14 protein-coding genes are annotated in these 17,718 nt (G+C 72.0%); 10 read left to right on the forward strand and 4 right to left on the reverse strand.

Going from position 1 to position 17,718, the window contains the following annotated elements; genetic code table 11:
• Positions 1-557 precede the first annotated feature (557 nt).
• Both ABZ404_RS23765 and ABZ404_RS23770 read left to right on the forward strand, forming a co-directional pair.
• Positions 558-1,406: a dienelactone hydrolase family protein gene (locus tag ABZ404_RS23765; RefSeq protein ID WP_358832907.1), complete on the forward strand. Its 849-nt coding sequence runs from the start codon at positions 558-560 to the stop codon at positions 1,404-1,406.
• Between the two features lie 174 nt (positions 1,407-1,580).
• The gene (locus ABZ404_RS23770) at positions 1,581-4,412 is read left to right on the forward strand and encodes a LuxR C-terminal-related transcriptional regulator (RefSeq protein WP_358990849.1); all 2,832 of its coding nucleotides are present in this window, start codon (positions 1,581-1,583) and stop codon (positions 4,410-4,412) included.
• Positions 4,413-4,509: 97 nt separating this feature from the next.
• On the opposite strand, the gene ABZ404_RS23775 is transcribed toward ABZ404_RS23770, so the two are convergent.
• Positions 4,510-5,709 (reverse strand): helix-turn-helix domain-containing protein, encoded by a 1,200-nt coding sequence (locus tag ABZ404_RS23775; RefSeq protein WP_358835548.1) that lies wholly within the window; start codon positions 5,707-5,709, stop codon positions 4,510-4,512.
• Between the two features lie 179 nt (positions 5,710-5,888).
• Between ABZ404_RS23775 and ABZ404_RS23780 the strand changes: the two genes are divergently transcribed.
• From ABZ404_RS23780 to ABZ404_RS23800, 5 genes are all read left to right on the forward strand, one after another.
• On the forward strand, positions 5,889-6,707 hold the full coding sequence (locus ABZ404_RS23780; protein ID WP_358835547.1) for an ABC transporter ATP-binding protein: 819 nt from the start codon (positions 5,889-5,891) through the stop codon (positions 6,705-6,707).
• 179 nt (positions 6,708-6,886) lie between these two features.
• Complete coding sequence (locus ABZ404_RS23785; RefSeq protein WP_358835550.1) at positions 6,887-7,729, forward strand: ABC transporter ATP-binding protein; 843 nt, start codon at positions 6,887-6,889, stop codon at positions 7,727-7,729.
• Complete coding sequence (locus ABZ404_RS23790) at positions 7,726-8,616, forward strand: branched-chain amino acid ABC transporter permease (RefSeq protein WP_358835546.1); 891 nt, start codon at positions 7,726-7,728, stop codon at positions 8,614-8,616. Before ABZ404_RS23785 ends, ABZ404_RS23790 begins: the two co-directional genes overlap by 4 nt.
• Positions 8,609-9,712, forward strand: a complete 1,104-nt coding sequence (locus ABZ404_RS23795; protein WP_358835545.1) for a branched-chain amino acid ABC transporter permease — start codon at positions 8,609-8,611, stop codon at positions 9,710-9,712. The genes ABZ404_RS23790 and ABZ404_RS23795 overlap by 8 nt, the downstream gene beginning before the upstream one ends.
• Positions 9,709-10,980 carry an ABC transporter substrate-binding protein gene (locus tag ABZ404_RS23800; protein ID WP_358835544.1) on the forward strand — a complete coding sequence of 424 codons (1,272 nt, stop codon included), beginning with the start codon at positions 9,709-9,711 and terminating at the stop codon, positions 10,978-10,980. The genes ABZ404_RS23795 and ABZ404_RS23800 overlap by 4 nt, the downstream gene beginning before the upstream one ends.
• Before the next feature lie 135 nt (positions 10,981-11,115).
• Here ABZ404_RS23800 and ABZ404_RS23805 read toward each other — a convergent pair whose 3' ends face one another.
• Positions 11,116-11,328, reverse strand: coding sequence for a DUF6243 family protein (locus ABZ404_RS23805; protein WP_358835543.1), 213 nt, complete (start codon positions 11,326-11,328; stop codon positions 11,116-11,118).
• A 333-nt stretch (positions 11,329-11,661) separates the two neighbouring features.
• On the opposite strand from ABZ404_RS23805, the gene ABZ404_RS23810 reads away from it, so the two are divergent.
• Complete coding sequence (locus ABZ404_RS23810) at positions 11,662-13,170, forward strand: DUF4246 domain-containing protein (protein ID WP_358835542.1); 1,509 nt, start codon at positions 11,662-11,664, stop codon at positions 13,168-13,170.
• 33 nt (positions 13,171-13,203) lie between these two features.
• Here the strand turns inward: ABZ404_RS23810 and ABZ404_RS23815 are convergent, their stop codons facing one another.
• The gene (locus ABZ404_RS23815) at positions 13,204-14,568 is read right to left on the reverse strand and encodes a hypothetical protein (protein WP_358835541.1); all 1,365 of its coding nucleotides are present in this window, start codon (positions 14,566-14,568) and stop codon (positions 13,204-13,206) included.
• Positions 14,565-15,353, reverse strand: coding sequence for a hypothetical protein (locus ABZ404_RS23820; protein WP_358835540.1), 789 nt, complete (start codon positions 15,351-15,353; stop codon positions 14,565-14,567). The genes ABZ404_RS23815 and ABZ404_RS23820 overlap by 4 nt, the downstream gene beginning before the upstream one ends.
• A 235-nt stretch (positions 15,354-15,588) precedes the next feature.
• On the opposite strand from ABZ404_RS23820, the gene ABZ404_RS23825 reads away from it, so the two are divergent.
• Both ABZ404_RS23825 and lpdA read left to right on the forward strand, forming a co-directional pair.
• On the forward strand, positions 15,589-16,125 hold the full coding sequence (locus ABZ404_RS23825) for a hypothetical protein (RefSeq protein WP_358835539.1): 537 nt from the start codon (positions 15,589-15,591) through the stop codon (positions 16,123-16,125).
• A gap of 128 nt (positions 16,126-16,253) precedes the next feature.
• Entirely contained in the window at positions 16,254-17,657 is a 1,404-nt protein-coding gene (gene lpdA, locus ABZ404_RS23830) for a dihydrolipoyl dehydrogenase (protein ID WP_358835538.1), read from the forward strand.
• Positions 17,658-17,718 lie beyond the last annotated feature (61 nt).

A 17,718-nucleotide genomic window follows, 5' to 3' on the forward strand; every position in this document is an offset into this window, starting at 1 on the left:
GTCACCAGGGGCAAAGGGCGACGTCGATCCCTTTGAGGAAACCGGGAGTCGACGTCTACTGGAACTGCGATCCGTCAGTTCACGCCGAGTTCGACACGAGCTGTCCGGACGGGGGCCCTGCCTTCCAGTACTTCATACAGGCGGCAGGTCATCTGCAGACCGCCGTGACCGGGATTCTGCGCTCCGCCGGGTTCACCGTGGAACGGGGCGACATGGATCCGCTCGCCCTGTGGATCTTGCCGACACCCCCTGCGTGACCCGTTCACCCGCGGGGCCCTGCCGAGACTCTGACTTCGGCAGCGCTCCCGGACGGCACCTGCGCAGGCCCGAGCCCTCGTGCCGTTGCGAGGCACGCCCGTCCCCGCGTGGCCGGTCATTTCACCGATGCCTTCCCCCGGCGCCACCCCGACAGTGACGGGGCCGGTCCACACCGGTGCGCCGGTCGTTCTGCGGTCGGCGTCGCGCAACCCACGTCATGACGGCACACGACTCGAGAGGACGGCTCCGTCGTGAAACGACACATCGCCGCCGCCGCGGCCCTGGCATCCCTGGCCTTCCTGGCCGCACCCGCCGCCACTGCCTCGCCCCCTTCCACCGCCTCCACCGCCTCCACCGCCTCGGACAACCCCTATGAGCGCGGACCGGCGCCCACCGTGGCCTCCATCGAGGCGGTCCGCGGGTCCTACGCGGTCTCCCAGAGCAGCGTCTCCGCCCTCTCGGTCACCGGGTTCGGCGGGGGCACCATCTACTACCCCACCTCCACGAGCGACGGCACGTTCGGCGCGGTGGTGATCGCCCCCGGCTTCACCGCGTACCAGTCCTCCATCTCGTGGCTCGGACCACGGCTCGCCTCGCAGGGCTTCGTCGTCTTCACCATCGACACCCTCACCACACTGGACCAGCCGGACAGCCGGGGCCGCCAACTCCTCTCGGCGCTCGACTATCTGACCCAACGGAGCTCGGTCCGCAACCGCGTCGACGCTTCGCGGCTGGGTGTCATGGGCCACTCGATGGGCGGCGGAGGCGCCTTGGAGGCCGCGAAGAGCCGGCCCTCGCTCAAGGCCACCATCCCGCTGACCGCCTGGAACACCGACAAGACCTGGCCCGAGATCAACACCCCGGCCTTGATCGTGGGCGCCGACGGCGACACGATCGCTCCCGTCGCCACCCACTCGGAGCCGTTCTACGAGACCCTGCCGGCCTCACTGGACAAGGCTTACTTGGAACTCAACGGGGCCACCCACCTCACCCCCAACAGCTCCAACACGACGATCGCGAAGTACAGCATCTCCTGGTTGAAGCGGTTCATCGACGACGACACCCGTTACGAGCAGTTCCTCTGTCCCCTGCCACGGCCGAGCCTGACGATCGAGGAGTACCGGGGCACCTGCCCCCTCGGCTCCTGACCCGGGCCGGAGGCCCTCGCCGCGCACCGCGGGCGGGTGCGCGGCCAGGGGCTCCGGGCGCCCGAGCCTGTGCCCCTCAGATTGTCCGCGTGCACAACGGATGAGCCCGAGGTGTGGTCCCCGGCCCAGCGCCTGCCTCTTTCCTGGCCACTTACCGGCCAGTACGGTGATGGCGTGAGTGGAGCATCGAGGGTCGCCACTGCTCCGCGGCTGTACGACCGTACGTCCGAACTCGCCGCCGTGGCGGAGCTGTCGGCGCGGGCCGCCGAGGGGAGGGGCGCCGTCCTGCTGGTCACCGGACGCCCGGGCACCGGCCGGACCGCACTGCTGGACCAGGCCGTACGGGACTCCCGGATCCGGGCCCACCAGGTGACCGCGCCCAGCGGCAACCGCGTCCCCTGGAGCGGGGTACGCGCCCTCATGTCCGCCCTCGCCCCCACTCCCCCGGCCGCGCGACGTGCCCTGCGGGCGGCCCGTGGCCCGGGCGGCGTACCCGGCGCGCTGGCCGCCCTGTGCCCCGGCGAGCCGCTGTTGCTCTGCCTGGACGACCATCACCTCTGGGACGCCCACTCCCGCACCGCGCTCGACGCGGCCTGGCGGGGGAACACGGGGCCGTGGGCATGGGTCGTCTCGTTCGCGGCCTATCGGCGGCCCCCCGATGTGCCGGGTGCCCGGCTGCTGTCCCTGGGACGGCTGAGCCACGAGGGAGCGCGGACCCTGCTCGACGACCTATGCCGGTTGCCCCTGACCGCGTCCTTCCGCACGCGCCTGCTCGACGAGGCCGCGGGCCACCCCGGTGTCCTGACCGCGACGGCGGCCCGTGTCCGCGCCGATTTGGAGCGCGGAGACGGCCCCCCGGGCCCGGTCACCGACGACGCCTCACTGTCGCGGGTGTACCGGGGGCTCCTCGACTCCCTGCCGGCGGAGTGCGGGCGGGTGCTGACCCTGGTGGCCGTCGCCGGGGAGCCGCAGCCCGGCACGGGGCAGCCGGATCCGGTGACCGGGGGGCCTGCCGCCGTCCGTCCGGTCGGTGCGGACGCGGTCCTGGCGGTGGCCCGCGCCGTGCGCGCGTCGTCCGAGGCGCTGGACCGGCTGGTCGCCGACGGATTCCTGCGCGGTACCCGGGAAGCACTCCGGTTCGACGACCCCTTTCTGCGGCGCGCGGTCCTGGGTACCGTGCCACCGCGTCGGCGCCGGGAGCTGTACGCGCTCTTCGCCCGTCCCGCCGGAGGCCGCCCCGGAGTCCGCTCCTGCGGCAGGAGCGGGCCGGTGGGCGGGGACGACACCACGGCGGGGAATCGTGCGGCGGCGGCGCGTACGCCGCACCTCGCCCCACCCATCGCGAGGGCCTCGGTCCCGCCCGGGGCCGGGATGCCCTCCCCGCCCCGCGCTCTTGGAGTTCCGGCCCGATCCGGGCCTCCTCGCAACGTTCACGACACAGGCCACCGGTCCGACCGGCTCCGGACGGGCATGGGCATGGGCGGGGCGACCGGCGACGTGCGGGCCCCGGAGGGCGCACGGGTACCGCCGGATGTGCTGCGCGGCAGGGCCGAGCTGGCGCGCGGGCTGGCCGGGCTGGGCGGCGGGCCGGTCGGGGACGCCCATCAGGTGCTGCTCCTCGCCGCCTCGTTGCTGCGCGAGGCGGCGCCCGAGGAGGCCTCGGACGCGCGGTCCCTCGCCTTGGAGGCGGCGTGGGCGGCCGGGGACCCACAGGCCTGTGCGGTCGCTCTCGGCGGGGGCGACTTCGGCGGCGAACGCACCGGATCCCCCGACGGCGTGGACACGGTGGAGCGGGACTTCCGTGACGGGATGTGCGCCGCGCTCACCGTGCGGCTGGAGGAGGCGCGGGCGCCGCTGGCCCGGGTCGTGGCCCGCGACGGCGCGTCCGACGAACCGCGCCGCCTGTTGCGCGCGGGCGCCGCCGCCTTGGTGCTGGGGGACGCGCCCGCCGCCGTACGCGTCCATACCCGCGCCCTGGCCACGCTGCGCGCCACATCCGGGACCGCGCTACTGCCCCGGGTCCTGGAGCATCTGGCGTACGCCGAGTTGCGAGCCGGACAGCACGAGCGTGCCGCCGCGCACGCCAGGGAGGGGCTCCGTACGGCGGAGTCGGCCGGGCAGCGCAACGCGGCCGCCCACCAACACGCGGTCCTCGCCCTGGCGGCCTCCGTCCGGGGCGATGCCCCGGCCGTCGTGGAGCACGCGGACCGTGCGCTCGGGACCGCCCGGGCGCACGGCCTCGTCCAGGCGATGACGCTCGCCGAGTGGTCGATCGCGCGGGCCGAGCTGGCGGGCGGGCTCGCCGCGCAGGCCGCGGCGCGTCTCGCGCCCCTCGTCCAAAGGGGGCCGCGCGGCGGCCACTTCGCCCTGCGGATGCTCGTGGTGCCCTGCTTCGTCGAGGCCGCCTGCGCGTCAGGCCGGGAGCTCGAAGCCGGTGCGGCGGCCGAGGAGTTCGCGGTCTGGGCCGGGCTCGGCTTCGATGCCCAGGCGCCCGCCCAACTGGCCCGCTGCCGGGCGCTGCTGGCCGGGGGAAGCGACTGCGCGGACTGGTACCGGGAGGCGGTGCGGCGCCACGAGGAGAGCGGCAACGACTTCGAACGGGCCCGGACCCTCCTCGCGTACGGCAAGTGGCTGCGCCGGCGCAGGCGTCTGGTCGAGGCCCGGGGTCCGCTGAGCGACGCGCTGGTCACCTTCGAACGCGCGGCTGCCGAGGTGTGGGCCGACCAGGCGCGGGCCGAACTGCGGGCGACCGGAGGGGCGGCGGGCAGAAGGGCCGTCCCCGGTGCGGCGGGCGAGCTGACCCCTCAACAGCAGCGCATCGCCGGGCTGGTGGCGGCGGGGGCGACGAACCAGGAGATCGCCGACCGGCTGTCGCTGAGCCCCCGCACGGTCGACCACCACCTGCGGAACGTCTTCGCCCGGCTGGGAGTCCGCTCCCGCGTCGAACTTTCGGGGCTCCTGCTCCTGTCCCCCACGCCGGGGGACGGCCACCGCCTCGGCCGGTGACCCGAGGGGGCCCAGGGTTCCGTGCTCGCCCCTTCGTCCGAGGCGGCCGCCCGGGCGGGTGCCGTACGGGCTCAGGACCACGCGCGGTCGTGCGGTCTCAGCACGAGGCCGTGAGGCGGAAGGCGTCCAGGGCCAGTGTCATCTCCGTGAGGTCCCTCGGCCGGGACAAGGAGCGGGACGTCAGCTGCTCCAGGCGGCGCAGCCGGTTGAAGACCGTGTTGCGGTGGCAGTAGAGCCGAGCCGCCGCGCGCCCCGCCGACCCCTCGCACTCCAGCCAGACATCCAGTGTCTCCAGCAGAATCGTGCGGTCGGCCGGGTCCAGTTCCAGCAGGCTGCCCAGAACGTCCCTCACCAGAAGGCCCGCCAGCTCCGGCTGTCCTACCACCAGGGCGCCCGCCATCCGGCGGTCCAGCCGGACGATCTGCCGTGAGTCCGGCGGGCTGGTCCGCAGAGCCAGCTCCGCGAGCCCGCGTGCCCGTCCCAGCTCCGCCAGCCCCGTCACCACCGGGCTGATCCCTCCGGGCCCCGGGCAGCGCCCGTCGAGCAGCTCGGACAGCGCGTCCAGACCGACGCCCTGAGCCAACGACGCGACCCCGATCTCGCAGTCCGCGCCCATCCGCCACAGGAAACGCACGCCCGTCCCCCGCACCCGCCGGTGGAACGGCTCGGGGACCTCCCGCCGATCGGGCCGCAGCACCACCACCGCGTACCGGCCGTGCTCCGGCAGATCCAGGCCGGCCGCCGCCCGAGAGGTCACCTCCGGCGAACACTGGCCGTGCAGCAGCGCGTCGAGGAGCGCCTGGAGCTGCTCGTCGGTACGCCGCCGCAGCTCCCGTTCCGTCGCCCGGTACGCCTCCGACGCGGTGTCCGCCTGTGCGTCCACGGCCTGCCAGACCATGGTCGCCGACTGGGTCAGCACCGCCAGCCTCGACGGGAACGCCGACGCGTCCTCGATCAGTGCCTCCCACACCAGGTGACCGGCGTGCCGGTAGGCGTGCACCACCAGCTCGAGCGGCATCCCCTGCTCGGCGCGCCGGCGCCCCAGCTCGTCGGCGTGCTCCAGGTCCCGGCGTGGCGAGTCCCGCGGTGCCGAGATCGTCTCGATCCCGATCCGCAGCGCTTCGTGGGCCTCACGCCAGTGCTGGTCGTGCGGCACGATCCGGCCGTACGCGGGCTCGTACTCGTGCAGTTCTCTCAGGTGCTCGTCCACCAGCTCGGGCAGCCGCTCCAGAAGCGCCGTACACGCCTCGGCCAACAGCTTCCAGTCATCGCCGGTCCGTGGTCTGCGCCGTCCCATGCCCGGAGGATGCCACCGCCTCCCCCTTCCCGACAGGCCCCTGACACGCGGTGTTGTGCGCGTGCACAACCCGTACCGGCGCCCGCTGGTCACCGGCAGCGTTTCGGCCGCCACAGGTGGACGGGGGGCCACCGCGGTGCTGGGGTGAGCGCCATTGCACAGGCCACGGAAGGGGAACCATGGGAGGGACCGGACTCGCCCTGGAGGTCACGGACCTGACGGCGGGCTACGGACCGGTATGCGCCCTGAGGCGGGTGTCGCTCACCGTGCCGGAAGGTGCCGTCGTCACCGTTCTCGGCGGCAACGGGGCGGGGAAGTCCACTCTGCTGAGGGCTGTCTCGCGCACCCTGTCGTTCCACGGTGGGGCCGTCACCTCCGGCACCATCGCCTTCGGCGGCCGGCCGATCGGAGGGCTGGCTCCGGACCGGGTTGTGGCCGCCGGGGTCTCCCAGGTGCCGGAGGGGCGGAAGGTCTTCGCCCGGATGACCGTGGAGGACAATCTGCGGGCGGGGGCGCTCGGCGCGCGGGGCGACAGGAGGGCCAAGGCGTCGGCCCTGCGACGGGTCCACGAACTCTTCCCCGTACTCGCCGACCGGTCCCACCAGCGCGCCGGACTGCTGTCCGGCGGTGAACAGCAGATGCTCGCGGTCGCACGCGCGCTGATGGCCTCGCCGAAACTGCTCCTCCTGGACGAGCCCTCGCTGGGCCTCGCCCCGCTCATGGCGGCCCGGATCGCCGACACGATCCGCGAGATCAACGCCCAGGGCACCTCCGTCCTCCTCATCGAGCAGAACGCGGCGCTCGCGCTGCGGCTCGCCGACCGGGCGTACGTCCTGGAGGTGGGCGAGGTCGCCCTCTCCGGCCCGGCCGCCGAACTCGCCGCCTCCGGCGAGGTACGGCGCCGCTACCTGGGCGTCGTCGACGAGACCGCGGCGACGGACGCCTCGGAGGTCTCCGTCGCGCACCCCGTGCTCGCCCGCTGGGAGGAGACCCGATGAGCGAGCCCGCCGCCCGGGGCCCGGACCCCCTCCGCCCCACGAAGCCCCCCGCCGCACCCGGCGAGGGCACGGAAAAGGACACCCGGTCCACAGAGGGCCCCGCCGCCACGACGGACACCCGGTCCGCACCGGCCTCCGTGACCGCTCGGCCGCCCGCACCGGCCTCCCCGACGGCCCCCGTGTCAAAAGGGCCCGCCTCCCCGGAGCCCCCCGCTCCGGAAAGACCCGCCTCCCCGGAGGCCTCCGCCTCCGTCCCTGCCCTCGACGTCCGGGACGTCACCGTCCGCTTCGCCGGGCTCACCGCCCTCGACGCCGTCTCGTTCACCGTCCGCCCCGGCACCGTGCACGCTGTCATCGGCCCCAACGGAGCCGGGAAGTCCACCTGCTTCAACGTGCTCTCCGGCGTCTACAGGGCGACCTCGGGAAGCGTTCGGCTCGGCGCACACGAACTCACCTCCCTGCCGCCGCACAAGATCGCCGGACTCGGTGTCGCCCGCATCTTCCAGAACCTCGCGCTCCCGCCCCGCGCCACCGTCGAGGACAGCCTGATGCTGGGCCGTCACCGGCTCACCCGCACCGGCTTCCTCGCCGCCGGGCTCCGGCTTCCCTCGGCCGCCCGCGAGGAGACGCGCCACCGCGCCCGCGTCCGCGAGATCGCCGCCTTCGTCGGCCTGGAGAAACAACTCGCACAGCCCGCGGGATCCCTCCCGTACGGGCAGCAGAAGCTCGCCGAACTGGCGCGTGCCCTCTGCATGGAACCCACCCTGCTGCTCCTCGACGAACCCGTGGCCGGGATGACCGCCGACGAGCGCCGCCGTACCGCCGCCGTCATCGCCGGTGTTCGCGACAGCCTCGGGATCTCCATCGTGCTCGTCGAGCACGACATGGGGGTGGTGATGCGGCTGGCCGACACCGTCACCGTCCTCGACTTCGGCCGCCGGATCGCCGACGGCGCTCCCGGCGACGTCCAGAACGACCCCGCGGTCGTCCGCGCCTACCTCGGAGAGGAGACCGCCGGGTGACCGCCTTCGTCGAACTCCTGCTCAACGGCGTCTCACTGGGATCCGTCTACGCCCTCATCGCCCTCGGTTTCGTGGTCATCTTCCGCGCCACCGAGGTCGTCAACTTCGCCCACGCCTCCCTGCTCCTCGCGGGCGGTTACGTGACCGCCGTCCTCCACGAGGGCATCGGCTTCTGGCCGGCGCTACTGGCCGGGACCGGCGGCGCGGCCCTGCTCGGCGCCGCCGTCGAGTTCCTCGTCATGCGCCGCTACCGCGGCTCCGACCAGAGCGTCCTCGCCATCGTCACCATCGGAGTCGACATCCTGCTGGCCACCGAACTGACCCGCCGCATCGGCACCGACATCCTCTCGGCCGGCGACCCGTGGGGCGACGCCGTCGTCACCGTCGGACCGGTCACCCTGGCGCAGACCCGCGTCGCGGCCTTCCTCACCGCCGGACTGCTCATCACCGCCTTCCTGCTCGCCTTCCGCCACACCTCGTGGGGCGTCGCCATGCGCGCCGCGGCCGAGAACCAGGAGACCGCCGCCCTCATGGGCATCCGCCTCGGCCGGGTCTCGCTCGGTGCGTGGGCGGTGGCGGGCGGGCTGGCCGCCGTCGCCGCGCTCTTCCTCACCGTCTTCCCGACCCCCGGCCTGGAACGGACCACCTCCCTCGCCGCGATGAAGGCCTTCCCGGCCGCCATCCTCGGGGGGCTGGACTCCACCACCGGCGCCCTCGTCGGCGGCCTGCTGGTGGGGGTCACCGAGTCCCTCGCCGCCGGCTACCAGGGCGATCTGACCTTCCTCGGCCGCGGCATCGGCGATGTCGCCCCGTACCTGGTGATGGTCGCGGTGCTGCTCCTCCGCCCCGCCGGACTCTTCGGCACGAAGGAGCTGTCCCGTGTCTGACGCGCTTTCCCGCCGTGGAGCGGCCCCGCTCGCCCGGCCCCGGGTCTACGGGTGGGCCGCCGCCGGGCTCGTGCTCGTCGCCTTCCCCTTCTACCTGGACCGGTTCTGGCTCCAGGCCGGGCTCTTCGCCATGGCCGCCGCGATCGGCGCCATTGGCATCAACCTGCTGACCGGGGCCACCGGCCAGCTCTCGATGGGCCACGCCTTCTTCCTCGCCGTCGGCGCGTACGGCTACTGCGCCTTCGCCGGGGACGGGACGGACGGGCTCACCGGAGTGGGCCTGCCCGGCTGGCTCGCCGCCGTCCTCGCCGTCGCCCTCGCGGGTGCGGCGGGCGGGGCGTTCAGCCCGATCGCCGGCCGGCTGCGGGGCGCCTACCTCGGCATCGCGACCCTCGCGCTGATCTTCATCGGCCAGCACGTCCTGTTCAACGCCCACGACGTCACCGGTGGTTACAACGGCCGCGCCGTGCCCCCGCTGAACCTCTTCGGCCTCACCTTCGACGACAGCGAACTCCTGGTCGCCCAGGTCCCGTTCCGCTCCACCGAGAAGCTCTGGTACCTGGGTCTCGTCGTCCTGGTCGCAGGGGTCCTCTTCGCTCGCGGCGTCCTGCGCGGCCGCCCCGGCCGGGCCATGAACGCGATCCGGGACCACCGGATCGCCGCCGGCGTCATGGGTGTCCCCGTGGCCCGCTACCGCGCCGCCGTCTTCGTCCTGTCGTCCATGTACGCGGGGCTGGCGGGGGTGCTGCTCGCGCTGGTCTTCCAGCGCACCGTGCCGGAGTACTTCGGTATGCAGCTCTCCCTCGAATACCTGGCCATGATCGTCATCGGCGGTCTCGGTTCGGTCGCCGGGGCGGTGGTGGGCGGCGTCTTCGTCTCCCTGCTGCCTCAGCTCCTCGACCGGTACAGCGATGCGCTGCCCCTGGTCTCCGCCCCCGGGACGGGCGGGATCGCGCCGGGAGAGGCCTCCCGCTACCTCTACGGCGCCGCCGTCGTCGCGGTGGTGCTCTTCCTGCCCGGCGGCCTGATACGGCTCGCCGCCCGGCCACGCGGGCGAACCGCCCAACCCTCGCACTCCTCTGGGGAGGAACGATGACCCACCGACGTCAGGCCCCGAGAACGACGGCCGCGGCACTCGCCGCCGCACTCGTGCTGACCGCCGCCGGCTGCAGTTCCAAGGCCAAGTCCGCCGACGGGGCGGACACCGGAGCCGACGGGGTGAAGTCCGGCACGGGCGTCACCGACAAGACCATCGCGGTCGGTGCGCTCACCGACATGACCGGCGTGTACGCCACGCTCGGCAAGAGCGTCACCCAGGCGCAGCAGCTGTATGTGAAACAGGTCAACGCGGCAGGCGGGGTCTGCGGCCGGCAACTGGAGCTGACGGTCCGCGACCACGGCTACGACCCGCAGAAGGCGCTCTCCGCCTACACCGAGCTGGAGCCGAAGGTCGCCGGTTACATGCAGTTCATCGGTTCTCCGTTCGTCGCCGCCACGAAGCAGCGCATCGACGGCCGGGACAAGGCACTGGTGCTGCCGCAGGCCTGGTCTGCCTCCCTGCTCGGCTCCCCGTACATCCGCGTCCTCGGCTCCACGTACGACATCGAGACGATCAACGCCGTGGACTTCCTGGTGAAGGAGAAGGGACTGAAGGCGGGCGACAAGCTGGGGCACGTCTACTTCGAGGGCGACTACGGCGAGAACGCGCTGACGGGGTCGAAGTTCGCAGCCGAGAAGGCAGGGCTGACGGTCGTCGAGCAGAAGATCAAACCCACCGACAACGACATGTCGGCGCAGGTGGCGGCGTTGAAGCAGGCGGGCGTCAAGGCCGTGGTCATCAGCGCGGGCCCGCGCCAGGCCGCCTCGCTGGTCGGTGTCGCGGCGGCGGCGAAGCTCCTGGTACCGATCATCGGCAACAACTCGGCCTTCGCCCCCCAGCTGCTGGGCACCCAGGCCGGACCGGCGCTGGAGAAAATGTACTGGTTCGCCTCTCCGAGCCGTCCGATCGGCGCTGACACCCCGGCCGCGAAGAAGCTCGTAGCCGACTACAGGGCCGCGTACCCGAACGACAGCCTCGACAACGGCATCGTGGCGGGCTGGACGGCCGCCGACGTCTTCAGGAAGGCGCTGAAGAAGGCGTGTGACGCCAAGGATCTCACCCGCGAGGGCATCGACCGGGCCCTGCTGACCCTGAACGCGTACGACGCCGGGTTCGGAAGGCAGGACTTCAGCGATCCGAAGGCGCCGTCCTCACGCGAGTCCGTCATCCTCCGGCCGGACAAATCCATCCCGGGCGGCATGCGGACCGTCCGTGAGCCGTTCGTCTCCGAGGCCGCGAAGGTCTACACCCCGAAGGCAGGCTGAGCGCGGACCACCGCGACGCGCGGCCCACCACGCCGGACCGGGGTGCTCCAACGCCGCGGTACGGCGGCAGGGCCCGGACCACATGTCACGGTCCGGGCCCTGCCTCGTGCTGTGCCGCCCTGCGGCGGCGGTGCGTCAGCTCTGGGGGTCGGCGCTGTCGTCCGTCTGTCCGGCTTCCTCGGCCACGCCTGCCTTCTCGCGCATCTTGCGCACCAGCTCCGCCTTCTGGTCGGCGGCGCTCTGGCGGTCGAGGTTGCGGTGCGGGCCGTTGTTCTGGCGTTCGGCGCGGGACAGCTTCTTGCGCTGGCCGCCGCCCATGCCCACGGGGTTGTTGATGTTCTTGCTCATGGGTTCTCCCGGAGTGATGTGAAGTGATCTACGGATTCATCGGTGGGGGACGGGCCCGGCGTCGTCGGAGGACGTCAGCGGGGGCCCGTCACGCTCTCACTCGTAAATCGGCGTCTGGAAGAACATGTCTACGAGGTTACCCGGTTCCGTCGGCCCCGCCCACCAGGTTTTTCGAGGTCCCGGTGTCGGCCGCGCCTGGCTTCGGCGGGCGACCGGGGGCGGACGGCCCTCCCCCGCTCCCCCACCTCCTGGGCGCTCCAGGCCACAGCCGCGCTGTCAGTCCGCTCACGTATCCTTCCGGCCACCGCACACCGACTCGGAGGATCAAGAGAATTGACCGGCCTGTCTGCCTTCCCGCTGCCCTTCCAGGCATCCCGTTCCCTGTCGTACGCGGCGCCCCGAACGCTGCGTGAGCTTCAGATGATGCGGTGCAGCGCGCACATCCGGGCCAAGCCCGGGTGGTTCGAGAAGAGGAACGACGCCGAGATCGTCGCCAGGTGGACGCGGGAGGCGCTCGACCAGGGCCTCACCGAGGCGCAGGTGCGTTACGTGCTGGACGAACTCGCGCATTACGCCGCGCTGCGGGACGACCGAACCGGGGTCGAGGTGTCCGCCGTCGACGGAGTGTGGCAGTCGGACACACTCATCGACGACAAGCTCCGATCGCGGCTGCGCGAGGCTGTCCAGGTCCTGGAGCAGGTCCCGGAGGCGGAGAAGGACTGGCATCCCGGATCCGACGGCCAGGTGCTGGATCTGGTGCATCCCTCGCTGTTCTGCCTGGTGAGAGAGGTGAGTGGCGGGCCGGAGCGGGCTTGGCAGAACCCGACGGACCGCTATTCGAAGCACGAGTTCTCGGAGAGGTTCCAGTGGCTGCCCACGGACGTCGACGTCAGCGACGAGGGTGAGGTCACCTTCCGCTCGTACGTCAACAACGTCCACCCCGAGCATCACCGTGAACTGGCCGCCGCTCTGCCGGACTTGTTCGCGCGGATGCGCCCCCTGCTGGAGAACGTGCTCACCGATCTGCGCCATCCACGGCCCCTGCGGATCGAGGCGGATCCTTACGGGTGGTACGACTCGGAGCCGGAGCATCCCGACAAGGCCGCCTACAGCGACGACGAGGCCTACACCGAGGCCCTTCGCGCGTATGAGCGGGCCCAGGACGACTGGTGGGAGAACCGCCGCCCCGTCGTCCCGGACGCCCCGGCCTTCACCGCGCCCGAGCTGCCCGACGCGGGCGCCCGGGTCGACCTGCGCGGCCGCGGCCTCCAGGTCATCGTCAAGCTCGCCACGATTCACCTCACGCCGGAGAAGCCGGAGTACCCCGGCGGCTCCTGGCACGTCGAGGGGATGATGAACGAGCGGATCGTGTCGACCGGCATCTACTACTGGGACAGCGAGAACACCACCGAAAGCCGGCTGAGTTTCCGGGCGGCCCTGGACGACCCCGAGTACGAGCAGAACGACGACAACGGTGTGCGCGAGGTCTACGGCCTGGAGAACGAGGACTCGCTGAACCAGATACTGGGATCGGCGTCGACCCCGGAGGGCCGCTGCCTGGCGTTCCCGAACATCCTGCAACACCGCGTCGGCCCGTTCCGCCTCGCGGACGCCACTCGCCCGGGGCATCGCAAGATCCTCGCGTTCTTCCTCGTCGACCCGTCGGAGAGAATCGTCTCGACGTCCGATGTGCCGCCGCAGCAGCCGTGGTCCGACACGACGACCATGACGCTCGAACAGGCGAAGGACTATCGCGAAGAGCTCATGCGGGAGCGGAAGTTCTTCGTCGACGAGCACAACGAGCAGCTCTACGAGCGGGAGTTCTCGCTCTGCGAGCACTGAGAGCTGAAGCGCCGGAGCGCGGGCGTTCACCGGTCACCGGCCGGACGCCCTCGCCCCGGCGGCGGGCGGGCTCTGTCCCGCGTCCCTGTCCCCGGACCTGTCCGCCAGGCGGAGCAGCCGGTTCAGCTCCTCCCGCCCGCGGCTGATCAGATCGAGCGCCGCCCTGGGGTCCGCTTCCGGTGGCAGTGGGGTGTCCGTCACCACATCCGTCAGGGTGTAGTCGCCGAGCAGCCACCGTTGCAGCGCCCGCCAGTCCGTTCGCTGTTCGTGGGAGAGATGGTCGGCCCACGGCGCCGCCTCGTACGCGGTGTTGTCCCTGCCGTTGGCGTACAGCAGTCCGGAGCGACGGACGAGGCACGGAAAGCAGACTCCGCAGTTGGCGAGGGGCGGGCCACCATTGCGCCGGGCCGGCGGCCTGCCACAGCTCAGGGTGGATTCCAAGTCGGACGGCGTAAGGCCGGCGTCACCGCCGGCTCTGCATACCTCGCCCTTGGTCAGCGGAGCCCAGGGGTTGAGCACCTCTACTGTGCTGCCCTCCTGGCTGACTGCGGTCACGAGTGCGTTCAGGCTTGCCAGGGTGCGCGGGTGCACGGATCGGGTGGAGCAAGCGCCTGAACGCGCGGGTGTCAACGGGGGGTTGGGAGCAAGCTGACCGTTCTCCGGGATGTGGACGAGGCTGACGCCGTGCGCCGCGGCCACGCGGATCGCTCCTGCCGCGTACAGCAGACCGCGTGTGCGGGAGGAGGTCTCCAGTCTCAGACCGGAGCCGTCGCCCTGCGGGGTCTGGCTCATCTGAAGCAGCGTCACCGGCCGGTTCGCGGCGGCCAGACGTTCCACGGACCGGTACACCCGCTGCTGGAGGCGCAGCAGGCCGATCTCGCGGAACATCACGAGGAGCAGCGGCCGGGGGTCCGCGGCGCGGGAGCGCGTGGCAGCCCAGGTGAGGGAGTCCAGGCCTCCGGAGAACAGGGCGACTTCCGAGGCTCGCGGAAGGCCCGGCAAGTCCATCGCCTCTTGAACCTGTCGACTCCTGAACGGCCGGAAGCGCACCTGCCAGAGGTCGCCGGTGAGGACTTGGAGCAGTCCGTGGAGGTGCGAGCGGACCACGTCACTCTTCCACCGCTCGTACTCGGTCACGGGCACCGCGAGGCTGATACGGCGGGTCCACCCGTCCTGGGCATCAGTCCGCCGTACGTACTTGTCGGCGATGAACGCCGCCCTGGCCACCCGGAACAGGTCATCGGTCCACTCCGGCACCGGTCCGGGCAGGCGGTGGCGGCCGGTGATGCGCCGCTCGTCCTCCTGGAAGGCCTTCTCGCCGATCTCCACCCAGGTCTCGTCGGGTGGCCTGTCCCCCCGGTGACCGCGCCACCACAGGAACGCCCCGGAACGTGTCATGCCGCGGCCCCCTCATCGCCGGCGCTCGTCGCGTCGATCAGTCCGAGGACCGCGCCGACCGCTCTGGGGACGAGCGCCGCGGCGATGTTCGGCAGCACAGTGGACGGATCCTCCACGGCGTCACCGATCGACCGCGCGGTCTCCACGGCCCGCGCGGGGTCCGTGCCCTCGGTCGCCTCCGCGCATGGGTTGGGCACCAGGTCCACCAGCTTCTCCGCGACCCAGTCGGCGACCCTGCCTTCGGGATCGGCCACCAGAAGCGTCGGCACCGATAGCTTGACGTGTTCGGCGACCACGGACCGGAGGAACTCCCCCACCAAGTCTGCGAAGAACACCTGGTAGAGATCGCACAGGATGTCCCAGGCGAAGCCGGTGCCCGCGCATCTCGCGCCCATGGCGTCGTCCAGCTCCGGATGCCGGGCCCGGACATCGCGGACCGCCGCCGCCAGTCCCCTGCGTATCGCCGCGTCAGCGAGGGTGCCTCCGTCGCCCGCGGCGTTCGCGACGAGACGGGCGACGAGTTCGTCCTGCGACCGAGCACCCTGTGCCGCCAGCGAGCCCAGCTCTCCGGCGAGGCGTTCACCGGCCGCGCAGGCGGCGTCGTACAGGCCGAATGCCGTCCGGTCGGCACGGAGGGTCTGGTGCAGCGCGCGAAGATGGTCGGCGGCGATCTCCTCAAGCCGCCGGTCCGCCTGGCGCGACGCGTCATCCCAACGAGCCAGTCGGCGCGCGGCGGCCCCCCACTGCGCCCCGCTCGGACCCTTCCAGCGCGTGGATGTCCCCACGAAGCCCCCCTTCGCCGGTGCTGTCCCGCGTTGCCGCCCCCAGCCCATGGCAACAGATCGGCCGGCGGGTAGCCAGGGCGCGATTCCGCCAGGATGGCCCGTACGGGCATGGCGTCTTCGAGGGGCCGCTCCGCCCGCCCTTTGGGCCACTTCCCCATTCGCCGGACCCCCGCCCCCTCCGCCGTCTACTGTACGTACACACCGAGCAGCACCCCGTGACCACCGAGGAGGCCCCGTGGTATCGGACTTCGGCCCTCAGTACGCTCCCGCCGGCGATGTGGGTGCGGCGCTGATGGTGGTCGACTCCCGGCTCAGGAGCATTCACGGGCACGGGGGCCGGTCGGATCCCGAGGAGCAGGCGCTGGCGGAGCAGTTCCTCGACTCGATGGGGCCGCAGTCGGCCAGGGATCTGCTCGACGGCGCGTGCACGCTCGTCTACATGTTCATGACCTGGTTACGGAAGGCGCACGAGAGCCACGGCAAGGACGTCATCGAGTACGTGGTGCCCAACCTGGTGGCCTCGATGAGCGCGATGCGCAAGAGCGTCCGGCCGGAGGCCATCCCCACGCTCGCCGGTCTCGTCATCGCCGCCGGGACCGGGCTGAGTCCCAGTCTGTGGCGGGAGCAGTACGGCGACTGGACCGAGGCGGAGATGAACGCCCTGGAGGTCACCGCCTTCCTCCTCGCCGAGCACATCAACCGCATCACCGAGGACCCCGACTTCGCGACCCGTCTGATCTCCGAGGCGCTCGCGCGCACGGAGGAGAGCTGACGGAGGAGAGCTGACGGGCGCCGTACGGGTCCGGCGCGTCCCCGGGTGCCCCGGGGCTTCGGTGCGTGTGCCCCTGTGGTCTGCTGACCTCTGATCGAAAACAGGTGATCGGAAGGGAAGTAACCCCCATGCAGGAGCACTTCGACGTAGTCGTCCTCGGGGCGGGTCCCGGTGGTTACGTGGCGGCCATCCGTGCCGCCCAGCTCGGCAAGCGGGTCGCCGTCGTGGAGGAGCGGTACTGGGGCGGTGTGTGCCTGAACGTCGGCTGTATCCCCACCAAGGCGCTGCTGCACAACGCCGAGCTGGCGCGCATCTTCACCCACGAGGCCAAGGACTACGGCATCACGGTGAACGGTGAGGTGTCGCTGGACTACGGCGAGGCCTACCGGCGCAGCCGGCGGGTGGCGGACGGCCGGGTCAAGGGTGTCCACTACCTGATGAAGAAGAACGGGATCACCGAGTTCGACGGCCGGGGCACGTTCCTCGACGCGCACACCCTTGAGGTCGCCCTGGCGGACGGCACCAAGCGGACGGTCTCGTTCGACAACTGCGTCATCGCGACCGGCGCGACCCCGCGCCTGCTGCCCGGCACCCGGCGCAGCGAGCGCGTGGTGACGTACGAGGAGCAGATCCTCGCCCAGGACCTGCCGGGGTCGATCGTGATCGCGGGCGCGGGGGCCATCGGGATCGAGTTCGCTTACGTCCTGCACAACTACGGCGTCAAGGTCACCATGGTCGAGTTCCTGGACCGGATCGCGCCGCTGGAGGACGCCGACGTGTCGGCGGAGCTGGCCAAGCAGTACCGCAAGCTGGGCATCGACGTGCTGACCTCGACCCGGGTCGAGTCCATCGACGAGTCCGGTGAGCGGGTGCGGGTGACGGTCACCGGCAAGGACGGCGCGGCAAAGGTCCTGGAGGCCGACAAGGTGCTCCAGGCGATCGGCTTCGCGCCGAACGTCACCGGGTACGGCCTCGAGGCCACGGGTGTACGGGTCACCGAGCGCGGCGCCATCGACGTGGACGGCCGCTGCCGTACCTCCGTACCGCACATCTACGCCATCGGCGACGTCACGGCGAAGCTGATGCTGGCGCACACCGCCGAGTCCATGGGTGTCGTGGCCGCGGAGACCATCGCGGACGCGGAGACGATGGAGCTGGACTACCCGATGATCCCGCGCGCCACCTACAGCCGGCCGCAGATCGCCAGCTTCGGCTGGACGGAGGCGCAGGCGCGGGAGAAGGGCTTCGACGTCAAGGTCGCCAAGTTCCCGTTCACCGCGAACGGGAAGGCACACGGCCTGGGCGACCCGGTCGGGTTCGTGAAGCTGATCAGCGACAACACGCACGGCGAGATCATCGGCGCCCATCTGATCGGGCCGGACGTCACCGAGCTCCTGCCGGAGCTGACGCTGGCGCAGCAGTGGGACCTGACCGTCCACGAGGTCGCCCGCAATGTGCACGCCCACCCCACGCTGGGCGAGGCGGTGAAGGAGGCCGTGCACGGGCTGGCCGGTCACATGATCAATTTCTGATCGCGGAGCGCCGGCCGCGGCCGGGTGACTGCCGGTGGCCGCCGAAGAGGGCGCGTCCCCC

Source organism: Streptomyces sp. NPDC005878 (assembly GCF_040629815.1).
GTDB lineage: Bacteria > Actinomycetota > Actinomycetes > Streptomycetales > Streptomycetaceae > Streptomyces.